Origin of the sequence: Salinicola sp. MIT1003, from assembly GCF_001858555.1 — a bacterium.
Classification (GTDB): Bacteria; Pseudomonadota; Gammaproteobacteria; order Pseudomonadales; family Halomonadaceae; genus Salinicola; species Salinicola salarius.
In genome coordinates, this window is sequence record NZ_MCAP01000016.1 from 1 (window position 1) to 24763 (window position 24763).

At 63.0% G+C, this 24763-nt stretch carries 22 protein-coding genes; 15 read left to right on the forward strand and 7 right to left on the reverse strand.

The annotated features are described in order from the left end of the window. Positions 1-283: 283 nt before the first annotated feature. Complete coding sequence (locus BC443_RS08730; RefSeq protein WP_083387295.1) at positions 284-2902, reverse strand: membrane-bound PQQ-dependent dehydrogenase, glucose/quinate/shikimate family; 2619 nt, start codon at positions 2900-2902, stop codon at positions 284-286. A 475-nt stretch (positions 2903-3377) separates the two neighbouring features. Between BC443_RS08730 and BC443_RS08735 the strand changes: the two genes are divergently transcribed. From BC443_RS08735 to BC443_RS08760, 6 genes are all read left to right on the forward strand, one after another. Beyond that, positions 3378-4499, forward strand: a complete 1122-nt coding sequence (locus tag BC443_RS08735) for a branched-chain amino acid ABC transporter substrate-binding protein (RefSeq protein WP_071231460.1) — start codon at positions 3378-3380, stop codon at positions 4497-4499. Between the two features lie 122 nt (positions 4500-4621). Beyond that, positions 4622-5536: a branched-chain amino acid ABC transporter permease gene (locus BC443_RS08740; RefSeq protein ID WP_071231461.1), complete on the forward strand. Its 915-nt coding sequence runs from the start codon at positions 4622-4624 to the stop codon at positions 5534-5536. Position 5537: 1 nt separating this feature from the next. Next, a complete protein-coding gene (locus BC443_RS08745) occupies positions 5538-6566 on the forward strand; it encodes a branched-chain amino acid ABC transporter permease (protein WP_071231462.1) in 1029 nt (342 codons plus the stop codon). Between the two features lie 153 nt (positions 6567-6719). After that, on the forward strand, positions 6720-7496 hold the full coding sequence (locus BC443_RS08750; RefSeq protein ID WP_083387296.1) for an ABC transporter ATP-binding protein: 777 nt from the start codon (positions 6720-6722) through the stop codon (positions 7494-7496). A gap of 59 nt (positions 7497-7555) precedes the next feature. Continuing rightward, entirely contained in the window at positions 7556-8263 is a 708-nt protein-coding gene (locus BC443_RS08755) for an ABC transporter ATP-binding protein (protein WP_210766270.1), read from the forward strand. A 54-nt stretch (positions 8264-8317) separates the two neighbouring features. After that, positions 8318-9364 (forward strand): proline racemase family protein, encoded by a 1047-nt coding sequence (locus BC443_RS08760; protein ID WP_071231464.1) that lies wholly within the window; start codon positions 8318-8320, stop codon positions 9362-9364. Here the strand turns inward: BC443_RS08760 and BC443_RS08765 are convergent. The 4 genes from BC443_RS08765 to BC443_RS08785 form a co-directional block, all read right to left on the reverse strand. Continuing rightward, complete coding sequence (locus tag BC443_RS08765; protein WP_071231465.1) at positions 9361-11424, reverse strand: FUSC family protein; 2064 nt, start codon at positions 11422-11424, stop codon at positions 9361-9363. The two genes, BC443_RS08760 and BC443_RS08765, sit on opposite strands and share 4 nt — an antisense overlap. A 5-nt stretch (positions 11425-11429) precedes the next feature. Then, positions 11430-12434 carry an HlyD family secretion protein gene (locus BC443_RS08770; RefSeq protein WP_083387297.1) on the reverse strand — a complete coding sequence of 335 codons (1005 nt, stop codon included), beginning with the start codon at positions 12432-12434 and terminating at the stop codon, positions 11430-11432. Continuing rightward, a complete protein-coding gene (locus BC443_RS08775) occupies positions 12434-12652 on the reverse strand; it encodes a DUF1656 domain-containing protein (RefSeq protein ID WP_071231466.1) in 219 nt (72 codons plus the stop codon). Before BC443_RS08775 ends, BC443_RS08770 begins: the two co-directional genes overlap by 1 nt. Positions 12653-13075: 423 nt before the next feature. Continuing rightward, positions 13076-14011 (reverse strand): LysR family transcriptional regulator, encoded by a 936-nt coding sequence (locus BC443_RS08785; RefSeq protein ID WP_071231468.1) that lies wholly within the window; start codon positions 14009-14011, stop codon positions 13076-13078. 225 nt (positions 14012-14236) lie between these two features. Here BC443_RS08785 and BC443_RS08790 point away from each other — a divergent pair, with 225 nt between their 5' ends. The 5 genes from BC443_RS08790 (at position 14237) to BC443_RS08810 (ending at position 20314) form a co-directional block, all read left to right on the forward strand. Beyond that, entirely contained in the window at positions 14237-16198 is a 1962-nt protein-coding gene (locus BC443_RS08790) for a ligand-gated channel protein (protein ID WP_071231502.1), read from the forward strand. A gap of 105 nt (positions 16199-16303) precedes the next feature. Beyond that, complete coding sequence (locus BC443_RS08795) at positions 16304-17236, forward strand: iron-siderophore ABC transporter substrate-binding protein (protein ID WP_071231469.1); 933 nt, start codon at positions 16304-16306, stop codon at positions 17234-17236. A 121-nt stretch (positions 17237-17357) separates the two neighbouring features. After that, positions 17358-18326, forward strand: a complete 969-nt coding sequence (locus BC443_RS08800) for an iron ABC transporter permease (protein ID WP_083387302.1) — start codon at positions 17358-17360, stop codon at positions 18324-18326. 6 nt (positions 18327-18332) lie between these two features. Further along, complete coding sequence (locus tag BC443_RS08805) at positions 18333-19442, forward strand: iron ABC transporter permease (protein ID WP_071231471.1); 1110 nt, start codon at positions 18333-18335, stop codon at positions 19440-19442. After that, positions 19439-20314: an ABC transporter ATP-binding protein gene (locus BC443_RS08810; RefSeq protein WP_083387298.1), complete on the forward strand. Its 876-nt coding sequence runs from the start codon at positions 19439-19441 to the stop codon at positions 20312-20314. Before BC443_RS08805 ends, BC443_RS08810 begins: the two co-directional genes overlap by 4 nt. A gap of 12 nt (positions 20315-20326) precedes the next feature. Here the strand turns inward: BC443_RS08810 and BC443_RS08815 are convergent, their stop codons facing one another. Together BC443_RS08815 and BC443_RS08820 are read right to left on the reverse strand one after the other, a co-directional pair. Then, on the reverse strand, positions 20327-20785 hold the full coding sequence (locus BC443_RS08815; RefSeq protein WP_210766269.1) for a GNAT family N-acetyltransferase: 459 nt from the start codon (positions 20783-20785) through the stop codon (positions 20327-20329). Further along, positions 20782-21651 carry an EamA family transporter gene (locus BC443_RS08820; protein WP_071231472.1) on the reverse strand — a complete coding sequence of 290 codons (870 nt, stop codon included), beginning with the start codon at positions 21649-21651 and terminating at the stop codon, positions 20782-20784. Before BC443_RS08820 ends, BC443_RS08815 begins: the two co-directional genes overlap by 4 nt. Before the next feature lie 310 nt (positions 21652-21961). Between BC443_RS08820 and BC443_RS18815 the strand changes: the two genes are divergently transcribed. The 4 genes from BC443_RS18815 to BC443_RS08835 all read left to right on the forward strand — a co-directional run bounded on the left by BC443_RS18815 (position 21962) and on the right by BC443_RS08835 (position 24596). Beyond that, on the forward strand, positions 21962-22126 hold the full coding sequence (locus tag BC443_RS18815; protein ID WP_170835865.1) for a hypothetical protein: 165 nt from the start codon (positions 21962-21964) through the stop codon (positions 22124-22126). Positions 22127-22178: 52 nt separating this feature from the next. Further along, on the forward strand, positions 22179-22787 hold the full coding sequence (locus BC443_RS08825) for a DedA family protein (protein WP_071231473.1): 609 nt from the start codon (positions 22179-22181) through the stop codon (positions 22785-22787). A 30-nt stretch (positions 22788-22817) separates the two neighbouring features. After that, positions 22818-23297, forward strand: a complete 480-nt coding sequence (locus tag BC443_RS08830) for a DUF192 domain-containing protein (RefSeq protein ID WP_071231474.1) — start codon at positions 22818-22820, stop codon at positions 23295-23297. A gap of 324 nt (positions 23298-23621) precedes the next feature. Continuing rightward, positions 23622-24596, forward strand: coding sequence for a TAXI family TRAP transporter solute-binding subunit (locus BC443_RS08835; protein ID WP_071231505.1), 975 nt, complete (start codon positions 23622-23624; stop codon positions 24594-24596). Positions 24597-24763: the final 167 nt, after the last annotated feature.

Consider the following 24763-nt stretch of genomic DNA (forward strand, 5'->3'; position numbering starts at 1 on the left):
TCACTGAACACGCGGCCGCGCAAGACGCTCGACTGGCGCACGCCGCTGGAAGTCTACGCCGAGGTGCTCAAGAAATCGGTCGCTGGACCGAGCACCCTTCAATAGCGTTGCGCTTGGAACTTGAGACCGCCTAGCCTTGGCCTACGCTATCACCATCTCGCAATAAAAGAGCGGGCGGCAGTGTCGGTGACACCGCCGCCCGTTATTCTTTAGCGCTGACTTTTTGCCGGCTCCCTGAATGGATTTTATCCAGACAGGGAGTGGCGCTGGCCGAGACCAGTAATCAGCTATCGTCACTCTTGGGGAGTGCATAGGCGATCACATAGTCACCGGAGGGCGTTTCCATGAAGTGGTGTCCGGTGGCGACGATAACCACGTACTGACGACCATTGGCTTCATACACCATCGGGTTGGCCTGACCGCCCGCGGGTAGCGCAGCCTGCCACACCGTCTCGCCACTTTCGATGTCGATGGCACGAATGAGGTCGTCAGTCGCGGCAGCAATAAAGATCAAGCCACCAGCGGTCACCACGGAACCACCGTTATTGGGCGTGCCGATATCGATGGGTAGCCCTGAACGAATGCCCCACGGGCCATTGGCGCGAGCCGTGCCTAGCGGCCGATCCCATAGCGTATCGCCGCTGGCCAGGTCGATGGCGCGGATATGACCATACGGCGGCTGCTTGCAGAGCATGCCGGTGTAGGGCACACGCCAGCCAGCGTTGACGTTGATCGCATACGGCGTATTGGCTTGCGGATCACCGGCACCCTCGGCGCCACCACTGTCTTCTTGCTGTTCCTCGCGGGGCACCCAGCCCAGTTTGTTGGCGACGTCACGCGGCACGAGTTCGTTGTAGTTCGGCATATCGTTGTAGTTGGCGATGATGACGCCGCGACGCGGGTCGATCGCCACGCTACCCCAGTCGGAGCCGCCGTTGTAGCCGGTGTACTGGATCCACGGCTCCTCGGCGGTCGGCGGGGTATACATGCCCTTCCAACTGGCCTGGTGATACTGAATACGGCAGAACAGCTGGTCGAACGGGGTCATGCCCCACATGTCCTTCTCGTCGATGTCCGGCTGACGCAGCGTTGCGTAGAGTGAGAAAGGTTGTGTCTTGCTGCGCTGCTCCGGCTCGGCGCCGCCCTGGGGTACCGGCCGCTCTTCGGCACCGCCACCCAGCAGTTCACCCGTCTCACGATTGAAGACATAGATCTCGCCCTGCTTGGTCGGCATGACCAATGCCGGCACCTTGCCATTGTCGGTGGGGAAGTCGATCAATGTCGGCTGTGAACCCGGATCGTAATCCCAGACGTCCTTGTGCGCCGTCTGGAAATGCCATTTCGGCAGGCCCGTCTCGACATCGAGCGCGATCATGGAACTGGCCCACTCGTTCTCTTCCGGCGTACGCGAGCTGCTCCAGTAGTCGGCGGCACTATTGGCCATCGGCAGGTACACGAGGCCCAGCTTGCTGTCACCGGCCGCGGTGGTCCACATGTTGGGAGAGCCGCGCACATAGGTCTCGTCGCCGGTCAGGGGTTCGCTCTGATCCGGGCGACCAGCATCCCACGCCCACAGCAGCTCGCCGGTTACGACGTCATAGCCCTTGATCACGCCGGAGGGCGGGTAGCGACGCTGCCCATCCAGGACCTGGTGACCCGTGACGAGCACGTTGCGCACCACGACAGGCGCTGAGTTGATGGAGACATATCCTTCCGGCGTCTCGCCCATATTGCGCTTGATATCCACCTGACCATTGTCACCGAAGCCGGTGCACGGTTCGCCGGTTGCGGCATCGACTTCGATCAGACGGCCGTCAAGCGTGCCCGAGATGATGCGCGCCTGGCAGGACTGGTCGTCATTCGAAGTGGTGGCCATCTGGCTCGACGATGCCTCATCGGACTGCGCCTGGCCTTCATCGTTGCCTTGTGGCTCGTTCGCTGCCGTAGACTGGCTCGGGTCCGCTGATTGATCCGTGTTCGACGTCTGATCTTCCGGCACCTCGTAATACGTCACGCCGCGGCATGCAGCCGTATAAGGGATGGCGTCCTCGGAAACCTGCGGGTCGTAGCGCCAGTTCTCCTCTCCGGTTGCAGCGTTCAGAGAGATCAAGATATTGCGCGACGTGCACAGAAAAACATCATCTCCGATTTTCAGCGGCGTAGTTTCAGCGCCCCAGCGATGATCGAGAATGTCACCGGTGCGATATTGCCAGGCCACCTGCAGGTCGCCGACGTTATCCGGGGTGATCTGCTCGAGAGGCGAATAGCGCGTGGCAGCCGAGTCACGACCATAGGCGGCCCAGTCGCCCGGAGCCGGCGTATCGGCTGGCTGTGCGTTACCGACATCCGTCGATAGCGATGCATCGGCTATCGCAGGGACATCCTCAAGATGCTCGTAGCCGCGGTTGGGAAGGAACGCTAGCGCGCCGGCCACCACTAGGCCCAGAAACAGGACGCCTGCCAGCGAGAACCCGGCCTTGCGGGAGGGACCGTTCTTCAGCGCAGGGGTGACCAGCGCGACCAGAATGGCCAGGATCAGCACGACATCCAGACGAGGGATCCAGCGCCAGTAATTCAGTCCCGATTCCCAGGCCGCCCACAGGAAGGTACCAATGAAGACGATCCCGTAAATAACGGCACCGGAAATCTGACCGCGGAACAATTGGATGCCGGCAATCAGCATCAGCACGCCAGCGATAAGGTAGTACCAGGAACCGCCTAGTACCGCCAGGTAAGCGCCGCCGGCTCCCAGAGCCAGACCAACGAGCGCAACAATGATTCCGACGAGCTTGGCAAAAATGCCCCCTGCACCGCCGGAAGAAGTCGTAGTGACCACTGCATTCTCCCTTGAATGATATTTGGTATTAGGTTGGTCATGCGTCGAAGCGACCAACTGCCTCATGCGACAAGCTGTGGCATATAGTTAGGGTAGTCACGGTAATCCAAGCTGGCGACCAAAATCCCTCGAAACCCGGTCAGATCCTTCCTTGCAGTGATTCCCAGGCTCGCTTGCTCTGTGCAACGCGGTCAGGAAAATGAACAGGCCTGTCACGACGCTCATTGACACCGCGTAAACTGCGGCGCCAGCCCGGTCCTTCTTCACCGATTTTTGCCTTGTCTGGCCTTTGCTCGTCGGCTTTTCAGACAGCGCCGAGTACGGGGGCGGGGAGAAGGGGGGACAATACGACCAATCGGGATCTTGTATATTTTATACAAAACGCCTAGTGTCTGCAGAGTGTCAGAACGTAACTTCCATGTCAGGATACAACAATGCCGCTATCGAAGCGGCGAGAGAACGGAAGGGCCCCGCCCGACCCCCTTTGCAGTACGAACAAACAAGCGAACAAACAACAAACGCTGAAGGGAGTAATCGCTGTATGGGTAAACTTCTCAAACTGATCGCCTCTGCGGCCGTCGTCAATCTGGCAGCCGGTTCGCTCGCCATGGCGCAGGACGGACCCATCACTATCGGCGTCCAGGTGCCGACCACCGGCTCCGAAGCCACCTATGGCAAGGACATGTACAACGCCATGTCGCTGGCCGCCGACGAGATCAACGCCGACGGCGGATTGCTCAATGGACGCCAGATCGAACTGGTCACCGGGGACACGGCCTGCGACCCGCAGCAGTCGGTCAACGCCGCCAGTCGCCTGGCCTCGCAGGAAGTCGTCGGCGTGGTGGGCGGCTACTGTTCCGGTGCGACCCAGCCGACGCTCAAGACCTACGGTGATGCCAACATCCCGTTCGTGATCGTGGCAGCCAACTCGACCCAGTTGATCCCGGCCAACCCGGGCAACGCGGTGATGATCAACTCCACCGGTGACGATCAGGCCAAGACTGCACTCGAGTTCTTCGAAGGCAAGGGCATCGAGAAACTGGCAATCGTCAATCAGGGGGATGCCTATTCCCAGGATCTGGCCAATCTGACCCGAGACGCCTGGACCAGTGCCGGTCACACCGTCTCGGCCTTCGAATACGTCAACAAGGGGGAGCAGGACTTCTCCGCGCTGGTCAACAAGATCCGTGGCTCCGGTGCCGAAGCGGTTTTCTGGACGGCCTACTACGCCGATGGCGGTCTGCTGATTCGCCAGCTGCGTCAGCGTGGCTTCCAGGGCACCATCGCCGTGGGTGACGGATCCAACTCGCCGGAACTGTTCAATATCGCCGGTCAGGCTGCCGAGGGCGTGTTCGCATTCTCCAATCCGACAGCCGACTTCCTGCCGGCCGCCAAGCAGTTCACCAGTGACTACCAGGCCAGGTTCGGCAACGCGCCGGGGCCGTATGCGCCGCTCGCCTATGACGGCATGCAGCTGATGGCCTGGGCGATCGACAAGGCCGGCTCCACCGATGGCGATGCCATCATCAAGGCGCTGAACAGCGCCGACGGGCAGGAGTGGCTGGCCGGTCCGATCTCCTTCACGCCGCAGCACACGCTGGCACGCAGCAACTTCGTGGTGCTCGAGGGCCAGGGCGGCAAGTGGACTCGCTACGAGGAATGACGATTCCCTCTTCGGTTCGAGTCTTGGCTCGAACCGAAGGCGTCGTCGCGCGTCGCGGGGCGTGAAACCCGCGACGCGCTCGCTCTCCTCATTCGCTTTCCGCTGTTCAGAGACGCACGCCCATGACCTGGTACGATTCTTTTCTGCAGCAGCTCGTCGACGGGCTGGTGCTAGGCTCTTTCTATGCCCTGGTGGCGCTCGGTTACACCATGGTGTTCGGGGTCATCAAACTGCTCAACTTCGCCCATGGCGATCTCTACATGACGGGCGCCTTCGCGGGCTTCGGTGGCCTGTCCCTGGTTTCCGGATTCCTCGGCGCCGGCTGGATCGGCATCTTCGTTGCCATGCTGCTGGCGATGCTCGCCGTCGGCTGCCTGGGGGTGGTGATCGAGCGGGTGGCTTACCACCCGATGCTCGGCGCGCCGCGGCTTTCGATCCTGATCACGGCGCTGGCAGTGTCGCTGGTGCTGCAGAACGCAGCGCTGGCGCTGACCGGTGGTCAGTACACCGCTTTCAGCACTGATCTCGGGTTCGGCGGCTTCAATCTCGGCAATCTTTTCCTCTCCTACAACCAGATCGTGCTGGTGGCGACCGCAGCGGTATTGATGATCGCGCTCGAGCTGTTCGTCTCCAGGACGCTTTACGGCCGGGCCATGCGGGCGGTTTCCATCGACAAGGACATGTGCCGGATGATGGGGATCAACGTCTCCGCCGTCATCGCGGTGACCTTCTTCATCGGCTCGGGGCTGGCGGCAGCCGCAGGCACCATGGCCGGCGCCTATTACGGCAGCATCTGGTACTTCATGGGATTCCTGATCGGGCTCAAGGCGTTCACCGCCGCGGTGATCGGCGGGATCGGCAGCATCACAGGCGCCATGCTGGGCGGCCTGATCCTGGGGTTGCTGGAATCCTTCGGGACGCACATTCCGTTCATCGGCAGTGAGTGGAAGGACGTCTTTACCTTCTCGATCCTGATTCTGGTGCTGGTGTTCAAGCCCACCGGTCTGCTGGGCAAATCCGAAGTGGAGAGGATGTGACATGGACAAACATTCACCGCCCTCGACGCCCGATACCCACGAGCCTGATTTCCATGAGCCTGACTTCCACGAACCCAGGCCACGCAATCCGCTCCAGCGCCTTTACGCGGCATTCGAATCCCCGGGTCGAAGACGGGCGCTTCATCTCGCCATCATTGCGATCCTGATCGTCACGCCCTGGATCTCGAGTCAGTACACCACGGTGATCCTGACCAACGCGCTGCTCTACGTGGTGCTGTGCCTGGGGCTCAACATCGTGGTCGGCTACGCCGGCCTGCTCGATCTCGGCTACGCCGCCTTCTTCGCCGTCGGCGCCTATACCGTCGGCATTCTGACGCAGCAGTTCGGCGTCAATTTCTGGGCGGCGATCCCCTTCGCGCTAATGGCGGCGGCGCTGGCCGGCGTCATCATCGGCGGGCCAACGTTACGCCTGCGCAGCGACTATCTGGCGATCGTGACGCTGGGTTTCGGTGAAATCGTGCGCTTCACCGCGCGGAATCTCGAGATCACCGGTGGCGCCAGCGGCCTGTCGCACATTCCGGAGCCATCGCTGTTCGGCTGGCACATCGATAGCTCGATCGACTTCTACTACGTCTTCGTAGTGCTGGCGGTGCTGGCGTATATCGCCAGCCAGCGGCTGTTCGATTCCCGTCTCGGCAGGGCATGGCTCTATGTCCGTCACGATGAGGATGCCGCCGAGGCGATGGGGATCAATCGGGTCGCGACCAAGCTGGCGGCCTACATCATCGGCGCCATCTTCGGCGCGATCGGGGGAATCTTCTTCTCGGTGAACCTGGGCGCGATCTCGCCGGAAAGCTTCAGCTTCCAGCAGTCCGTGCTGATCCTGCTGGCCGTCGTGCTGGGCGGCATGGGCAAGATACCCGGCGTCATCCTGGGCGCGTTCATCGTGGTGCTGGGGCCTGAATTGCTGAGGGATTTCGGCACCCTGAGACTGCTGATATTCGCCGTGCTGCTGTTGCTGATCATGCTGTTCCGGCCGAGCGGTATCTGGCCCGAGAAGCGTTCATGAAAGGTACCTACAAAAGGGCTGCGCTCGACGATACCGCGTTAAAAATGGCCTCGGAGTACTCATTTACCCGAGTAAACTCCGTTTCCTCGGCCATTTTTGCCTTGTCTCGCCTTCGCTCGCCTGTTCTGTAAGCACCTTTTTGAGGAGTTCTTGATGCTGCTGCAACTGAAACAGGTGTCGCTGAGCTTTGCCGGCAACACCGTCCTGCACGAGGTCGACTTCGGCGTCGAATCGGGACGCATTCATAGCCTGATCGGCCCCAACGGGGCCGGCAAGACATCGATGTTCAACGTCATAACCGGGTTCTATCGCCCCCAGCAGGGGGAAATCACGCTGGATGGCGAGTCCATCGTCAAGCGCAAGCCGCACGCCGTGACGCGGCTGGGCATCGCGCGGACTTTCCAGAACGTTCGGCTGTTCCGGGAAATGTCGGTGCTGGAGAACGTCATGGCCGGCCAGCATTGCCGGACGCGATCGGGGGCGCTTGCCGCCATTCTCCGGCTGCCGAGTCAGCGTGCAGAGGAGCGCCGGATTCTCGAAACTAGCCTGGAGTGCCTCGATTTCGTCGGTCTGCTGGGGCATCAGGATCGGCTGGCCACCAACCTCGCCTATGGTCATCAGCGGCGTGTCGAAATCGCCCGCGCATTGGCGACCCAGCCCAAGCTGCTGCTGCTCGACGAACCGGCAGCGGGCCTCAACAGCGGCGAGAAGGAGGCGCTGGTCGAGTTGATCCGGCGCATTCGTGACGAACGCGGCATCGCCGTGCTGTTGATCGAGCACGACATGGGCCTGGTGATGAATGTCTCCGAGCGTATCAGCGTGCTCGACCACGGCAGTCTGATCACGGAAGGCGACCCGCACACCGTGCAGAACGATCCCAAGGTGATCGAGGCCTATCTTGGCCAGGACGACGAGGAGCTGGCGCTGTGACGGAAACCCTCACTCACCCCGATTTGACGACAGACACCGCGCGACCCGGAAAGGTACGCCTGAGCATTCGCGACGTCGAAGCCTTCTACGGACAGATCCAGGCGCTGCGAGGCGTGTCTCTGGATGTCCATGAAGGCGAGATCGTCACGCTGCTGGGCAGCAACGGGGCGGGGAAGTCGACCACGTTGAAGACCATCTCCGGCCTGGTCCGGGCGCAGCGGGGCGACGTTCGGCTGGAAGGGGAATCGATTGCCACGCTGGCGGCTCACGAGATCGCTCGTCGCGGCGTGGTTCACGTCCCCGAGGGCCGACGTATCCTGCGCGGGCTGACGGTCAAGGAGAACCTGGAACTGGGCGCCTTCACGGTCAAGGACAATGCCCTGCGCCGCCAGCGGCTCGACGAGGTCTACGAGCTGTTCCCGATCCTGCACGAGCGCCGCCATCAGGACGGTTCGCTGCTCTCCGGCGGTCAGCAGCAGATGCTGGCGATGGGACGCGCGCTGATGCACGGCCCCAGCGTGATGCTGCTTGACGAGCCTTCCATGGGGCTAGCGCCGAAGCTCGTGACCGACATCATGCGCATCATCAAGCGCCTGAACGAAGCGGGTACCACCATTCTGCTGGTCGAGCAGAACGCACGCCTGGCGCTGCGGCTGGCGCATTACGCCTACGTGATCGAAAACGGCGAGATTCGCATGCAGGGTGCCGCCGCCGAGCTGCGTAAAGACGAATCGATCGTGAAGGCCTACCTGGGCATTGGTGAGTGACGAAGTGGCGTCGTATCGGGAGCTTGGCGTCCTGTTGAGCATTGGAGAGATCGTATGCAGACCACTCGCGTGATTCATAGCGTCAGTTGCCATGCCGAGGGAGAAGTAGGGGATGTCATCGTCGGCGGCGTGGCGCCGCCACCCGGCGAGACGCTGTGGGAGCAGTCGCGCTGGATCGCGCGTGACGAAACGCTGCGCAACTTCATGCTCAACGAACCCCGTGGCGGCGTCTTCCGGCACGTCAACCTGCTGGTGCCGCCCAAGGATCCACGGGCACAGATGGGCTGGATCATCATGGAGCCGGAAGACACGCCACCGATGTCCGGTTCCAATAGTCTCTGCGTCGCGACCGTGTTGCTCGAAACCGGGATCCTGCCGATGCAGGAGCCCGAGACCCATCTGGTGCTGGAAGCCCCCGGGGGCCTGATCGAGGCCGTGGCGCGCTGCGAAAATGGCCGAGTGCTGGACGTCACCGTGCGCAATCTGCCGGCGTTCGTCGAGCGGCGAGACCTTCAGCTCGAAGTGGAAGGGATCGGCACGCTGCGTGTCGACACGGCATTCGGCGGCGACAGCTTCGTGATCGTCGATGCCGAGGATCTCGGCTTCGAGCTGGTGCCGGATGAAGCGCGGGATCTGGTCGAGACCGGCATCCGCATTACCGATGCCGTCAACGCGCAGTTCGGGTTCCATCACCCTACCAACCCCGACTGGAAGCACGTCTCCTTCTGCCAGATCGCGGCGCCGCTCAGGCGGGAAGGCGGCGCCTGGCTGGGGCGCAATACGGTGGCGATCCAGCCCGGCAAGCTAGACCGTTCGCCCACCGGTACCGGCTGCTCGGCGCGCATGGCGCTACTGCACGTACGCGGCGAACTCAAGCTGGGCGAAACCTTCATCGGCGAATCGATCATCGATTCGCGCTTCGTCTGTCGCCTCGATAACACCACCACGGTGGGAGATCGGCCAGCGGTGACGCCGCTGATCCGCGGGCGCGCGTTCATCACCGGGACGCATCAGCACACCCTCGACCCGCGTGACCCATGGCCCGCCGGATACCGCATCGCCGACACCTGGCCGCGGATCGGGCTGAATCGCGTCCGCTAGGAGGTCGCCGGCTCCGGGGTTTGATCCGGTTTGATATGCGGTCGCTCGGCCATGATCCGGCCGAGCCGTTCCAGCGCCAGTTCCAGGCGCTCGATCAGTCCTTCCAGCAGCACGCGGCGATCCGCCGGCACGTCGCCGTGCTCGGCGATCGCGGTCTCGAGCTTGCTGCCGGCTTCACGGATCCCCTGCGGCTGACGGCCGTTGGCACTCGCCTCGAACCCATCTGCCAGCGTGCGCAGCAGCTGGCGATGAGCGCGACGGATCAGGGGATGGGTCGCGTTGTCCAAACGGTCGCGCAGACGCAGCGTGGCGGTCCCCAGATCCAGCCCGGTTAGCCCGAGAATGAACAGATGGCGCTGATCCTGAGGCAGCATGTCGTCGTGCTGGGCCAGTTGCAGGATGCGATCCGCCATATGGCCAATGAAGCGGGTTTCGGCGTCGCGTATCGATCGCCGCCGCAGATGATGGATGTCTCTGGAGATCGCATTGATCAAGCGCCGCCGGCGCAGGCGCGTGCCCAGCCCGGGCAGCAGCCGGAAACCCATCATCACGCAGGTGAGGCCGATGATTACCGCGACCGCGCGATTGGCGAAGCTGTCGAAAGAGAAGTCCATGTTGTTGCCGGGCATGGTCAGCAGGATGTTGAAGATGGTGAAGGCCAGGCAATAACCCATCGTCGCCGGATTGGTTGCCCCCATCAGCCCCAGAAACAGCGGCGTGCCGAACAGCAGCGCCAGCATCGGAAAGCCGTTGGCCTGCGACAGCAGTACATGGCCAAACAGGAACGCGCTGGGAATGGCCGCGAGCATGCCCTTGTAGAACATCATGGTGATCGCGACCGGATTGTCGCGACTGGCAAAGAAGGACGAGAACAGCGTGCCCAGCAGCATGGCCACCATGGCGCTGTTCCAGGCCGTGAGAATCCAGAACGTGGCGAGCACACCAAAAACGATCCCCGAGCGGATCGCATTGATGGCGGCGGCGAGATGATCGCGATGCCAGGCCAGCGAGGCCGAGCGCAGCCGGTAGGTGCCGGGGGAGGCGATCGCTTCGCGGGCGTCCAGCATCACCATGGCATGGCCGATCGATTCGCGCAGCCCCAGGCGCGCACGCCGGTCCAGCGGTGCCATGCCTTCTTCGTCGCTCTCGTGCACGAGATGGCGCAGTTCCTGGAGTTCCTGGCGTGCCTTGGGAACGCCCTTGACGTGTTCCGCCTCGCGAAAGCCTTGTGCGACCCGGCGCGCGATCTCGATGCTGCGGGGCGCCAGCTTGTCGGCATGGTCGTGCAGCATCTGATGCAGCGCCTGAAGATTGGCCAGAAAGCGCAGCGTGCGTCGGGTCAGAACGTGGGTGGCGCGGACGCGGCCCGGGCCTTCCGGGCCCTCGAAGCGCGCCGCCTGGCTATCCGTCTCCAGCGTGGTCAGCGAGCCGAGGCTACCCCGCAACGCCTTCTGCATGGCTGGAATGTCGTTGCTCGCCTCCAGGCGCAGGGCCGCGTTCTCGAAGGCTTCGTTGATGACGCAATCGGCCTGTGTCGAGAGATGCTTGCCGACTCGGGAAGGCCACAGCAACGAGCTGACCAGGGTGGCGCAGATCGCACCCAGCCCCAGTTCCGACAGTCGTGCCACGGCGATGTCAAAGATCTCGCCGGGCGTGCTGCCGTTGGAGATCACCACGATCAGCATCGCGGTGACGGCTGCCATCAGACAGCCGTAGGTATAGTTGTTGCGCCACAGCGAGCCGACGTAGGTACACAGCATGATCCATAGCGTCAGGGTCATCAGCGCGGGCACCCTGGCCTGGGCAAACAGCGACATGATGACGATTCCCGCCACCGCCCCGATGAACGTGCCGCCGAGCTGGCAGATGCCTTTCTCGATCACCATGCCGCTCATCGGGCGGATCTGCAGAAAGGCCGCCGAAATCAACGCCCAGTAGGGGCGGTCGAGGTTGAGCCAGAGCGCCAGATAGAGCGCGATCATCATCGCCACGGTGGTCTTGATGGCGAACTTGACCGCCGTGGCGTCGGGCATCAGGTAGGTCTTGACGAGCGGTGGCATGGCACTCACTGCGTGTCGTCGGCGGCGTTCCCGGCTGGCATTGCGTCAGCCGGTCGCGATTGAGCCTGCTCGGTCGGACGTCGGTCGGCTGGCTGGGTCGGCTTCGTTGTCGTACTGACAGGGTCGTCAGGAGACTCGGATGGCGGCGTGCCGTCGCCGTGCTGAATCCTGACCGTTGCCGTCATGCCGGCGCTGAGCAGCGTCTCGTCCGGAACGTCATCCAGGGTGATGCGAACCGGAATGCGCTGCGCCAGCCGCACCCAGTTGAAGGTCGGCTGGACTTGCGGCAACAGCTGGTTGTTGAGACTGGTATTGGTATCGGCGATCCCTCGGCCGATGCCGGCGACATGGCCATGCAGATGGGTATCGCCATTCATCAGGATGACCTCCGCAGGATCACCGACGTCGATGGAGGACATCTTGGTCTCTTCGAAATAGCCCATGACGTAATAGGAGTTCGACTGTACCAGCGCCATCACCGATGTGCCTCGACTGACATAGTTGCCGGCCGACAGCTGCAGGTTGAGCACATGGCCGCTGACCGGCGCCACGACGCGGGTTCGCTCCAGATCGAGCTTGGCGCTGGTCAGATCGGCCTGGGCCTGCTTCAGATCGGCAGCGGCGACACGACTGTTGATCTGAGCAATCTGGCGATCCTCTGCGCTGATCGAACGGTTGCTCAGCTGGTTACGGCGCTGGGCTTCCGTTTGGCGTAGCTGCAAGGTGGCCTCGCGGTTTTCCACCGTCGCCTGGGCCTGATCCAGTGCCGCCTGATAACGCGCCTTGTCGATCTCGAACAGGGTATCGCCCTTGGCGACGAAGTCGGTGTCGTTGACGTTGAGCGTGCGTACCCAGCCGGAGACATCCGGCGCGATCGTGATCACTTCCGCCCGCACGCGGGCATCCCGCGTCCAGGGGGTGAAAAGATAGTAGTTCCAAAGCCAGATGCCGGCGGCCACGGCGATCGCGACGACGACGAGGGTCATGAGGATACGTAGCGAATTGCGCATCAAGTACTCTCGAGCAGGACGGAAAACAGAAAGGTAATGCCGGCAGTGAACAGCACGAACAGCGAGACGTCGAACCAGGCTTCATACCACAAGGCGCGCTGCCCGATCACCCAATGCAGCAACCAACGCAGGAAGAGGGTGGCGATGAAGCCAAAGAAGGCATAAATCAGCAGTGGGCTGAGAAAGATCCCGCCAACGGCAATTTCCTGTAGACCCATATCTTCCCTGTTGGCCGCGTCGTGATTCGACAAGCGATCAATGTTAGCACGCTATTCAAGTCGCTGTCAGACATGCGGCACTGGAGTCGCCGCGTCTCTCCTGCAGTCTAACCGGAAAAGCCGGAATTCGCGTACCTGGCCCGTATGAAGGAAAGGGGCATCAGTGGCATGCAGGGTAGGTATCGAAAGAACGAGTATCGAAGGAGCGGGTAGAGCCCCTTTCCAGTGATCAACCAGACGAAATCGAAAGGGCCTGCCTCGCCAGCAGACAACTGCAAGGCATCGCCTATGCGATAGTCGATCCACTTTGCCAGTCCGGCCCGTTCGGCCATGTCCCGCGCATAGAAGGACTTTTCGGCTTCCAGCCCCATGGTAATGACCTGACCACCCGCAGGCGTGCGGTATCGGCAAGGTGAATGGTGTTCAGCGATCGACGGCCGGGGCTGGCAGCTCCGCTGTCTCGCGTTGCCAGGCGGCCGGTACCGATTGGCGTAACTGCTCGATCAGTGCAGTGATCTTCCGGGGCTGATGGCCATAGGGATAAAGCAAGGTGACCGGTAACGGCGGCGCCTGCCATTCTCCCAGACACGGCACCAGGGTTCCCGGGTGATGGCGCAGACGGCGTTCGGCCATCCAGTGGGGCATCAGCCCCAGCCCTTGGCCACGAGCGATGGCATCGGCATGTAACGCCAATTGATCGACACGCAGCCGGCTGCCGGCCGACGGAAGGTGGTAATGGCCCTGGTAGGGGTGGCTCAGCGTCACGCCGCTTTCGGTATCGCCGAGCAGGTCGACCCAGGCGTGGTTTTTCAGTTCATGCGGATGGCCTGGCGCGCCCCGGTGACGGAGATACTCGGGATTGGCGTAGATGCCGCGCGTGATCCAGCCCAGCACCTCCTGGCGAAGGCCGCATTCCACCACCGCTCCGACCCAAAGGTGAAGAGCACTGCCATCCGGTATCGAAGGGGCCGATCGAAGGGTGCGCACTTCCAGCCTGGCCTTGGGGTGGCGCTCCAGGAAGCGCTCTGCCTGCCTCGCCACGAAACCGCGCGCCAACGCCGAGTGAACCTTGACGATGACCTCACCGCTGATTTCCGCCTTCAAGTCGTCCAGCGCCAGATGGCTCTGTTCTGCAATGCGCAACATCTCCCGCGCGTAACCCAGGAAAAGCCCGCCGGCCTCCGTGGGCATCAGACGGTTGGCCTGGCGCCGGAGCAATGGTTGGCCCAGCCGGGTTTCCAGGTGCGCGATGCGGCGACTCAAGGTCGATTTGGCGACGCCCAGGCGACGAGCGCTCACCGTCAGGCTGCCGGATTCCATCACATCAGCGAAGGTCGCGAGTTCCTCGAGATCGTACATGAATTCCCTGGCAAGCCAGCCCGGTGGCGTGGGCGAGTTATAGCGTGAATGAAAATGGTTATCAGAAACTTTAACGGTTTTATCGTTTCGACGCGATCTTCCAGTGGTTGCGAAAAACGCAACGCACTGTCGCGAGATTTTAGACAGGGAGTATGGAAGAATCTAAATGATAAGAATTTGCATTATCGATCAGGCTGGCGCTTCATCTCAAGGGAACCGATGAACATGAATTCCGCTATCTCGCCACGCATCACGTGGTTGGGCTTGGCCATCGCCGGCGTTTCCGGCTTCTCCCCTCCTGTCATTGCGGCCGAAAATATGAGCCCAATGGTTGTTACCGCATCGGGCTATGCGCAACAGATCACGGATGCGCCGGCTTCCATCAGCGTGGTCAGCCGTGAAGAGCTGGAGAACAAGCATTACCGCGATATCACCGATGCCTTGATAGATGTGCCTGGGGTCGTCGTCACCGGCGGCGGTTCATCCCAGGACATCAGCCTGCGTGGCATGGGGGCCAAGTACACGCTGATCCTGGTCGACGGCAAACGACAAGGCTCGCGAGAGACGCGTCCCAACAGCGATGGCCCCGGCATCGAGCAGGGTTTCTTGCCGCCGCTTTCGGCCATCGAGCGCATCGAGGTGATTCGCGGCCCGATGTCCTCGTTGTACGGCTCCGATGCGCTGGGTGGCGTCATCAACATCATTACTCGGAAGGTCGCCAACAAGTGGGGCGGCAGCGTGACCGCCGATACCACCATTCAGGAGGATTCCGACTCCGGCGATATCGATCAGACACGTTTCTACGTCGGTGGGCCGCTCAAGAACGACGTGCTGGGCTTGCAGGTTTACGGCCAGTATTCGCAGCGCGACGAGGACGAGATCGTCAATGGCTACAACGACCAGAACATGAGAAGTGGTACCGCCAAGCTCAGTTGGACGCCAACGGACAGTCAGACTCTCGACTTTGAAGCCGGGGTGAACAAGCAGGAGCGTACCTCCAACCCGGGCAAATCCAGTGAAGCATCGGATACGCGAAACGAGCAGGATTATATTCGCCGCCACTATGCCGTGACGCACCAGGGGCGCTGGGACTTCGGTACCACCGACAGCTATGTACAGCGCGAGGAAATCGACAACCCTTCACGCGACATGACTTACGATAGCACGGTGTTCAATTCCCAGACCGTGATGCCGCTGGGGATGCATATCGTCACGCTGGGTGGGCAATACGAGTACCAGAAGCTGAGCGACGAGGGTAACGAGGCGGGTGACCTGGACGAGCTTACCCGCTGGCAGTGGGCGTTATTTCTCGAGGATGAATGGCTGCTGACCGAAGACTTTTCCCTCACGGGCGGTGCACGCCTCAACAAGGACGAAAACTACGGGACACACTGGTCGCCGCGGCTGTACGGGGTGTGGAACCTCGCGCCGGAATGGACGGTCAAGGGCGGCGTGACCAGTGGCTATCGGGCACCGGATCTACGTCAGGCCTCTCCTGGCTGGGGACAATCCACGGGGGGGCGCAACGGCAATGCCGTGATTCTGGGGAATCCGGATTTGAAACCGGAGAAAAGTCTCAATCATGAGCTGGGCGTGATCTGGGATAACCAGCAGGGCACCCAGGCCGGATTGACCGTCTTCTACACGGACTTCAAGGACAAGATCACGGAAGACCGGATCTGTGATATCGACAACGGCGATGCAGTCTGCACCTACGATGGGCATGACTATGACTTCATCAGCAAGCGCTATAACGTCGACAAGGTCACCATGCAAGGTATCGAGGCGATGCTGACCTTGCCGCTGGGCAGGGATTACTCGCTGAGTACCAATTACACCTACACCGATTCCGAGCAGAAAAGTGGCGAGTACGAGGGCATGCCCCTCAACAACCTGCCCAAGCACATGGCCAATGCCACCCTGAACTGGCAGCCGGAAGGCGCGCTTTCCGCCTGGGCGCGGGTCAACTATCGCGGCCGCACGAGCGAAGGAACGGGCCATCGGGGCATCGAGAAGAAGATTCCTTCCTATACCTTCGTCGATGTCGGTGCAGCCTATCGATTGACCTCGAGTGCCACGCTGTTCGGCGGTGTCTACAACGTCTTCGACAAGAACGTGGATTACGAAGATTTCGAAAAAGTGCTGGATGGTCGCCGCTATAACGCCGGTATTACCGTGAAGTTCTGAGCCATCGCTCATTTGGCAGTTGTTCATCCGGTCGGAGAGCCTGCCGCGAGCCGTGGAAAGCGGCTCGGGCAGGCATTCGATCAGGCTCAAAAGGAGTACAAGATCATGTCGTCAATTTTCAAACTGTCTCGAGCGTGTCAGGTCCTGGTGACGAGTTTCGCCCTGGCAAGCGGGCTGCTGGCGGCCACGGCCCAGGCCCGCACGCTGGAGACGGCGTACGGTGAAGTCGAGATCAAGGGCCAACCCCAACGGGTGGTGACGCTGTACGAAGGGGCGCTGGATACCGCCCTGACGGCGGGCGTGACGCCGCTGGGGGCGGTGGCGACTCGCGGCGGCGAGGGGGTGGCGGGCTATCTGGGAGAGGCCGCCGCGGATATCGCCATCGTCGGCACCGCACGCGAAACCAACATCGAGGCGGTCATCGCGCAGCGGCCGGATCTGATCCTGGCCTCGTCGCGCCTGCCAGAGGCGCAGTACCAGTTGCTGTCGCAGATAGCGCCGACGGTGGTGCCCAGGACCGAAGGATTCGAGCCGGAAGCCTGGAAAGCCGAAGCGCGTCTTTTTGGCGAAGCGCTGGGTCGCGAGGCGGCGATCGATGACGCCATCGAGACAATTGAAAATCGTTCTCGATCGCTTGCACAGCGTCAGCCCAATGGTGACACTACCGCCACCCTGGCGCGCTGGATGCCCAACGGCCCGCTGGTGATGTCGACCCGGCTGTTCGCGACCGGGCTGCTGGCGGCCAGCGGGTTCGACGTGAAGGACGGCGGCGTGGTCAAGGTCGGGCGTCCGCACAGCGATTCGCTGAGTCTCGAGAACCTGTCGAGTATCGACAGCGACTGGCTGTTCCTGGCGACGCTGAACGACGACGGCGAAGCGGCGCTGGAATCCGCCCGCCAGTCGCCGGCCTTCGAGCGCCTCGACGTCGTGCAGCAGGGCCATGTGATGCCGGTGGACGGCCAGCTCTGGACCAGCGCTTCCGGGCCCATCGCCGCGCAGCGCATTCTCGACGATATCGAGGGCGTATTGACGCAGTGACCACTGATGCCATGACCCCGGATTCGATTCCATGCCCCGGATTTCGTGACGACCTGCCGTGACTGAACCGATGTCCCGTGAGCGCTCGTCGTTTCGTGAACGATCCTCGCTCCTCAATCTGATGCTCGTCCTGCTGGCCTGCCTCCTGTTGGTCGGCGTGACGAGCCTGCTCCTGGGAGCCGGCGATGTTGGCCCGCTCGCTGCCTGGTCGGTTCTGATCGGTAGCGGTAGCGACGAGGCGCGTTTCGTCGTCGAGTCGCTACGCCTGCCGCGCACGCTGATCGGTGTGGCCGTCGGCATGGCGCTTGGCGTGGCGGGGTCGCTGATTCAGGCTGTCGCCCGCAATCCGCTGGCCGAGCCAGGGCTTCTCGGTGTCAGCGCGGGCAGTGCCCTGGCGGTGGCGATCGCGCTGGTGCTGGGCGCCAGCGCGGCGACGCTGAGAATCTCCGTGGCGCAACTGGGGGCGCTGGCCGGGTGCCTGTTCGTGCTGGCGATGGCGCGCGTCAACGGAGTCGGTAACGATCCGGTCAGGCTGGTGCTGGCCGGGGCGATCCTGTCCGGGCTGCTGGGCGCGTTGACGTCACTGCTGCTGCTGGTCGACCAGCGCAGTGCCGACGAAATCCGGTTCTGGGTCATCGGCAGCCTGGCCGGGCGTCGGCTCGAGGATCTTCGCGCTATCCTGCCCAGTCTGCTGTTCGCCGGCGTGCTGATCGTCGCCATCGCCCGGCCGTTGGCGGCGCTCGCGCTCGGCGAGCGGGTGGCCGTCGGGCTGGGTCATCATCCCCGCTGGATTCGGCTCCTGTGCGTCATCGCGGTGGCGGTGCTGGTCGGCGCGGCCACGGCGGTTGCCGGCCCGATCGCTTTCGTGGGGCTGGTGGTGCCATTCGTCGCCCGGGCGCTGGCCGGTCCCGACATTCGCCGTACCCTGTGGCTGGCGCTACCGCTGGGGCCGATCCTGATTCTCTGCGCCGATATCCTGGCGCGACTGTTGGTGGCGCCTTCGGAAATGCCGCTGGGTGTGATTACCGCGCTGGTCGGGGCGCCGGTATTGATCGCTGTCGTCCGTGCACACCGACTGCCCGCGCTGTAACGCCTGATGAAGCCTCGCACCCTGACACCGCCCGCCTGCCTGATGAATCGTCATGATACCGGCGTGACACCTCCGCCCGGCTCGTGGCGCCTGAGCTGGGCGCTCGGCGAGCGCGACTATTCGATACTGATCGAGCGTCGCGCCTGCTTCGTCTGCCTCGGCTTGCTGGTTGCACTGCTGGCCGTTTCACTTCTGTCGCTGTGCCTGGGCACGCTGACATTGAACCCGCGGGAGGCGCTGGCCGGTGTCTTCGGTTACGGCGATCCGGTCAGCGCCTTTGTCGTCCAGGAGCTGCGCATGGTGCGATTGGCTGCGGGTATCGCGACCGGCGCGGCGTTTTCACTCTCCGGTTGCCTGATGCAGACGCTGGCCCGCAACCGTCTGGCCACGCCCGGGATCGTCGGCATCGACAATGGCGCCACGGCCTTTGCCGTTGCCTCGGTCGTGGGGCTTGGCACCAGCCTGGCGCCACCGCCGATGGCGCTGGCGGGGGCCGCCACGGCGACGGCCATCACCTTTGCGCTGGCCAATGACGTCGGGGCGCGGGGCTATCGCTTCATCGTGACGGGAATCGGGGTCGGCGCGGTCTTCGGGGCATTGACGCAACTGCTGATGGCGCGGGTCGCCATCGACACCGCCAACACCGCCTATCCCTGGACCGTCGGCAGTCTCAATGCCCGCGACGGCGCCGCGCTGGTCTGGCTCTGGTGCGGTCTGGCGATCGGCCTCGTGGTGGCCTGCTATCTCTCTCGGGCGATGCGGATACTGCGCTTTTCGGACGCCGTGGCCCAGGGGCTGGGCTACCGCGTGCGCGCCTGTCGTTACACGGCGCTGGTGGTGTCGGTGGCGCTGGCGGCACTGGCGGTCGCGGTAGCCGGTCCTGTCGGGCTGGTCGGGTTGATCGGCCCGGAAATCGCCCGCCAGCTCTCTTCGCACCGGGGCGTTTCGCTGATCGCCTCGGCACTCTCCGGGGCGATCGTCATGGTCGCCGCGGATCTGGTCGGGCGACTGCTGCTGGTGCCGATCGAAGTGCCCGTCGGTATCGTGACCGCAATCGTCGGGGCGCCTTTTCTTCTGTGGATACTGTTACGTCCTGCACCGAGGTTTCAGTCATGAACTCGTTTGCCGCTATCTCGCCCGATACGCCGCCATCGCATGGCTCGCCGGAGATCGCGCCGCCCCTGGCCGCGCGCCAGCTATCGTTGAGCTATGGGCGGGGCAGCGCGCGGCGCACGGTGATCGATGCGCTCAATCTCGAGCTGCCTGCCGGGCAGGTGACGGCGATCGTCGGCCCCAACGGCTGCGGAAAGTCGACGCTGCTGGCAAGTCTGGCGCGTCTGCACGTGCCGGATCGAGGCACGGTGCTGCTCGACGGTCACGATATCCAGCGTCTGCCGGCGCGCGAGATGGCGCAGCGGCTGGCACTGCTGCCACAGGAAACCCATGCGCCGGAAGGCCTGACCGTCGCCGAGCTGATTCGCTTCGGACGGCAGCCGCATCAAAGCCTGTTCAAGCAGTGGTCTCGAGACGACCGACGCGTGGTCGACGAAGCGCTGGCGGCGGCGGATCTGCACGAACTCGCTGACCGACCTCTGGATGCCATGTCCGGCGGTCAACGCCAGCGTGCCTGGATCGCCATGGCGATCGCCCAGCAGACGCCGCTGCTGCTGCTCGACGAACCGACTTCCGCGCTCGATCTCGGCCATCAGCTGGAAGTGTTCGAACTGATTCGGGACCTGGCCGCGGCAGGCAAGACGCTGGCGATGGTGGTCCACGATCTGGTCAGCGCCTGCCGCTTTGCCGACTACCTGGTGGCGATGCTGGACGGCAGGATCGTCGCTGCCGGCAGACCGAGCGACGTGGTGACGACGGCGCTGGTTCGCGATCTCTACGGCGTGGAATGTACCTTGATGCAGGATCCGGCTACCGGCAGCCCGCTCTTGACCAACATCCGCTCGGCTCGTCACTCCGCGGGGCCACACACCTAGGGCGGGTCCGGCTCAGGCGTTGGCATCTTCGACCAGCACGCGGGAAAACTTGACGATCTCGTCGCGGCGATCGGCCCAGCCCAGATGCTGCCAGAAGCGGTGGGCTTCGTGATTGTCCGCCAGGGTATCGAGATGCACCTTTTCGATGCCCGCTTCCAGCAGCGCCGCCAGGCAGTGATCGACCATCGTCCGGGCGAGCCCCAACTGGCGATAGTCCGGATCGACCATGACGTGTTGCAGATAGCCGCGGTGGCCATCATGGCCTGCCATGGCGCAACCCACGATGCCTTCCCCGTTGGCCGGGCGCGCCACGAAGCTCAATCCCGGGTTGCGCTCCAGATAGCGTTGCGTGGCCGCGTAGCCGTCGGCGGTTCTCAGCACCACGCCCGGCGTGCGTAGCATCATCGCAGTGAAATCCGCGTGATCGTCGAGTGTCATGGGCAGGATATCGGGGAGGGCGGGATGACTCATGAAACGGGCCTCGGCTTGCGTTGACGGCGAAAACGGATGTTGATGATGGCCAGCCCGGCGATGACCATGGCCCCGCCCGCGACCTTGTTGATGCCCAGCGGGTCGTCGAGCAGCCAGACGCCGAGCATGACGGCGAACACCGGCATCAGCAGCGTCAGCGGCACCACGCGGCTGACGGGGTGCTTCTGCAGTAGCCGGTACCATAGCCCGTAAGCGGCGATCGAGGACATCACGGCGGTATATACCACCGCGCCCCAGCCGGCCCAACTGGCCTGGTGAAGCGCCAGCCACTGGTCGTCCTCGAAGATCCAGCTGCCCAGCGCGACCAGGGGAATCGCGAACAGCGAGATCCAGCCGGTCATGGTCAGTGGCGCGATGGGCGGGGCGAGCTTGATGATCATGGTCGAGACCGCCCAGAAAAAGGCGCTGGCGAGCAGCAGGGCGGTGGAGGCCGGTGGCGGCAGCGACGGGCCTCCGGCCAGCACCACGACGCCACCGAAGGCGAGGATCAGGCCGACGACCCGGCGGGGCCCCAGCTTCTCCTTGAGAAACATCGCTGCCAGCAGGGTGGCAAACGGGGTGCCCATCTGGACCAGAAGTGCACCGGTACCGGCCTCGGACTGCTGGAGCCCGAGAAACAGCAGCGGGAAGTGCAGGCCGCCGAAGGTGACTGCCAGTAGCAGGATCCAGGGGAGTTGCTGACGCGAGATCCGGGTAAACGGCACGACCAGCACCGCGACCAGCATGAAGCGCAGTACCGTCACCAGCAGCGGTGGCAGATCCTCGACTCCGAGCTTGATCACGATGATGTTGAAGGCCCAGATGGCGATGATGCCGAGACCGATCAGTAAATCCTTGAGGGGCACGCGCAGTACTCATCGTTGAATGATGTGGTTGGAAGACGTCGCTGAAAGGCGTCGTCGAGACGTTGCTAAATGGCGTCGATATTCCATTGTCTCAGCGACTCGGGCGAGAGCAAGGTTATTTTGAGATGTCACGCGACCGGCCATGAAACGCCGACAGGCCCTGGCATGCCATCGCAAGAATCACGGGCGATGTTCGGTTGCCGGCGGCGAACTCGGCATCCCGCTATCCGAGGAATGCGCTACCATGCGTCAACGTCTTCCGAAGGTTGACGCCCCGATTTCGAAATCATCGCCACCGAGAGCCCGGAACATGTTCAAGGGAATCGTCTTCTGCCTCTGTTTTCTCGTCGTCCAGCTGTTCACGCTGTCCTACATCGACCATCGGGTCGGCCAGGGTGAATCCGCCACGCGTCAGGCGGCCACGGCGCAGAACGGCTCGCGCCAGCGCGAATCCGGGACGGAGGAGCAGGCGTGACGGCATGGCACTGGCGTGAGAGGCATGGCATCCCGCCGGCGGGAGCCGTTGCATGTATTCACTGATTCAGCAGGCGGTCGATACGCTGAGCTACTTCGGGCTGGTGCTGCTGATGTTCGCGGAGAACCTGTTTCCGCCCATTCCCTCCGAACTGATCATGCCGCTGGCGGGTTACCTGTCGAGCCAGGGAAAGCTTTCGCTGATCGGCGCGATCGTGGCGGGCACGGTCGGCTCGGTGCTGGGAGCACTGCCGTTCTACGGCGTCGCTCGCTGGTTCGGCCATGACCGGATGTCCGCTTTCGTCGAGCGACACGGCCACTGGCTGGCGCTATCGCGGCGGGACCTGGATCGCGCCGATCGCATCTTCAAGCGCCACGGTGGCTGGATCGTCCTGTTTGGCCGGCTGGTGCCCGGCGTGCGGTCGCTGATTTCGTTGCCGGCCGGGGTCTACGCCATGCCGATCGGGCGCTTTTTGCTGCTCACCGCGTCGGGCAGCGCGATCTGGAGCGCCTTCCTGGCCGTGGCCGGTTATCAGCTGGCCGAGAATTTCCGCGCGCTGGAAGCCTATATCGGCCCGGCATCGAAGCTGGTGCTGGGTCTGCTGGTGCTGACCTGGCTCTATCATGTCGGTAAGCATTACTGGCGCCGTCGCCACGGATGAGGCGGCGCCGCAAAGTCGAGGAGGAAGGGCATGCTGGCTAGGGTTCGGGCCTGTGGGGCATGGGCGCTGTGCGCGCTCTTCGCGGTACCGGCATGGGCGGAGACGTTGCCGCGCCAGACGGTGACGCTCGACGATGGCCGGCATGAGCATACGCTGTATGTCGAGGTGGCGCGGACGGCATCCGAGCGTGCGCGTGGCCTCATGGAGCGCGAGTCGTTGGCGGAGAACGCGGGCATGCTGTTTCTCTACGACCGCGAGCAGCCAAGCAGCAACGCCTACTGGATGTACAAGACCAGAATCCCGCTGGATATTGCCTTCATCGGCGGTGACGGCGTGATCCGCTCGCTCAGGACGATGCCTCCCTGCCATGCGACCTCGTCTCGCGACTGCCCCGTCTATCCGGCAGGCGCGCCGTTTCGGGCCGCGCTCGAGGCCAACGCCGGCTACTTCGACGCCCATGATCTGGCCGTGGGGGATCGGGTCGATCTCTCCGCCTGGCTGGCGCCGTGACGGCATTCGTGTCCGGCATGAGGCATGCCGATCGTGAAAGGTCATTGGCGCGAAACGAGCCCCGGAGCCTCTGGAGGCGGTAAGCAATGGCAATGGCAGGCCAACCGTTGGGCGAGACGGGCGGCAGACTGTCATCTCGCGGTTTTGCCTGGCTCTAACTCACTATATGATGGCGCGCCGTCAGGGATAAGATATGTTGCAATAGGCAAGTCCACGGGCACGGTGCGATTCGAATTACACCCTGACGCACGCCGGCCAGCCCGTTGTCTTCGCGGTCGGGAAACCGATCAACACAATAAACGGGAAAATCTTCGAGGTATGCGCATGAAACGCCATGCATTAACCGCAGCCGTTCTCTCCTCCGCCCTGATGGGCGCCGCATCGATCTCCACGCCGGCTATGGCTCAGGATCAGCAGTACATCACCATCGGTACCGGTGGCCAGACCGGCGTCTATTACGTCGTCGGCCAGTCCGTCTGCCGGATGGTCAACCGCAGCGCCGAAGAGAGTGGTATCCGCTGTAACGCACCGTCCACCGGTGGTTCCGTTGCCAACATCAACGGCATCAAGTCCGGCGAGCTGAACATGGGTGTCGCCCAGTCCGACGTCCAGTACAACGCCTTCAATGGTGAAGCGCAGTTCGACCAGCCGATGGAAAATCTGCGCTCGGTCTTCGCGCTGCATGGCGAGCCGCTCACCATCCTGGCGCGCGAAGACGCCAACATCCATTCCATCCAGGATCTGAAGGGCAAGCGCGTCAACATCGGCAACCCGGGTTCCGGCCAGCGCGCCACCATGGAAGTGCTGATGGACGCGGAAGGCTGGGACACCAGCGTGTTCTCGCTCTCCTCCGAGCTGGGCGCCGCCGAGATGGCTTCCGCGCTGGCGGACAACAACATCGACGCCATGGCGTACGTCGTCGGTCACCCCAACGGTGCGATCCAGGAAGCGACCACCACCGTCGCCTCCAACCTGGTGCCGCTGAACGACGAGGCCGTCAAAGGGCTGGTCGAGAAGTTCCCCTACTACAGCATGTCCACCATTCCCGGCGGCATGTACGAGGGTAACCCGGACGACGTCGAGACCTTCGGTGTGCGCGCGACCTTCGTCACGTCTGCCGACGTCGACGACGAAGTCGTCTACCAGACTGTCAAGGCCGTGTTCGACAACTTCGACCGTTTCAAGCGTCTGCACCCGGCTTTCGCCAACCTGACGCCGGAAGACATGATCAGCCAGGGGCTTTCCGCACCGCTGCATGAAGGCGCCAAGCGTTACTACAAGGAGCAGGGCTGGCTGTAATTGCCCACGGCGTCATTCCTGACGGAATGCGTTGACACTCTGGCGCGGCGGTTGGCAACAACCCCCGCGCCGTTGGATCGATACCCCGCGACGTCGACCGTCGCATCGAATCAAGCGCGAAATGATGTCTCTCCGATGTCCTTTCGCCTACCGGCTGCCAAGTCAGG

Bases quoted from the DNA above. Each gene is read 5' to 3' on its own strand.
- BC443_RS08750 (WP_083387296.1), top strand. From the start codon at position 6,720: ATGCTGCTGCAACTGAAACAGGTGTCGCTGAGCTTTGCCGGCAACACC.
- BC443_RS08825 (WP_071231473.1), top strand. From the start codon at position 22,179: ATGTATTCACTGATTCAGCAGGCGGTCGATACGCTGAGCTACTTCGGG.
- BC443_RS18815 (WP_170835865.1), top strand. From the start codon at position 21,962: ATGTTCAAGGGAATCGTCTTCTGCCTCTGTTTTCTCGTCGTCCAGCTG.
- BC443_RS08815 (WP_210766269.1), bottom strand. From the start codon at position 20,785: ATGAGTCATCCCGCCCTCCCCGATATCCTGCCCATGACACTCGACGAT.
- BC443_RS08830 (WP_071231474.1), top strand. From the start codon at position 22,818: ATGCTGGCTAGGGTTCGGGCCTGTGGGGCATGGGCGCTGTGCGCGCTC.
- BC443_RS08785 (WP_071231468.1), bottom strand. From the start codon at position 14,011: ATGTACGATCTCGAGGAACTCGCGACCTTCGCTGATGTGATGGAATCC.
- BC443_RS08730 (WP_083387295.1), bottom strand. From the start codon at position 2,902: ATGAGGCAGTTGGTCGCTTCGACGCATGACCAACCTAATACCAAATAT.
- BC443_RS08805 (WP_071231471.1), top strand. From the start codon at position 18,333: ATGAAGCCTCGCACCCTGACACCGCCCGCCTGCCTGATGAATCGTCAT.
- BC443_RS08835 (WP_071231505.1), top strand. From the start codon at position 23,622: ATGAAACGCCATGCATTAACCGCAGCCGTTCTCTCCTCCGCCCTGATG.
- BC443_RS08775 (WP_071231466.1), bottom strand. From the start codon at position 12,652: ATGGGTCTACAGGAAATTGCCGTTGGCGGGATCTTTCTCAGCCCACTG.
- BC443_RS08790 (WP_071231502.1), top strand. From the start codon at position 14,237: ATGAATTCCGCTATCTCGCCACGCATCACGTGGTTGGGCTTGGCCATC.
- BC443_RS08765 (WP_071231465.1), bottom strand. From the start codon at position 11,424: ATGCCACCGCTCGTCAAGACCTACCTGATGCCCGACGCCACGGCGGTC.
- BC443_RS08795 (WP_071231469.1), top strand. From the start codon at position 16,304: ATGTCGTCAATTTTCAAACTGTCTCGAGCGTGTCAGGTCCTGGTGACG.
- BC443_RS08745 (WP_071231462.1), top strand. From the start codon at position 5,538: ATGGACAAACATTCACCGCCCTCGACGCCCGATACCCACGAGCCTGAT.
- BC443_RS08800 (WP_083387302.1), top strand. From the start codon at position 17,358: ATGCTCGTCCTGCTGGCCTGCCTCCTGTTGGTCGGCGTGACGAGCCTG.
- BC443_RS08810 (WP_083387298.1), top strand. From the start codon at position 19,439: ATGAACTCGTTTGCCGCTATCTCGCCCGATACGCCGCCATCGCATGGC.
- BC443_RS08770 (WP_083387297.1), bottom strand. From the start codon at position 12,434: ATGCGCAATTCGCTACGTATCCTCATGACCCTCGTCGTCGTCGCGATC.
- BC443_RS08760 (WP_071231464.1), top strand. From the start codon at position 8,318: ATGCAGACCACTCGCGTGATTCATAGCGTCAGTTGCCATGCCGAGGGA.
- BC443_RS08740 (WP_071231461.1), top strand. From the start codon at position 4,622: ATGACCTGGTACGATTCTTTTCTGCAGCAGCTCGTCGACGGGCTGGTG.
- BC443_RS08735 (WP_071231460.1), top strand. From the start codon at position 3,378: ATGGGTAAACTTCTCAAACTGATCGCCTCTGCGGCCGTCGTCAATCTG.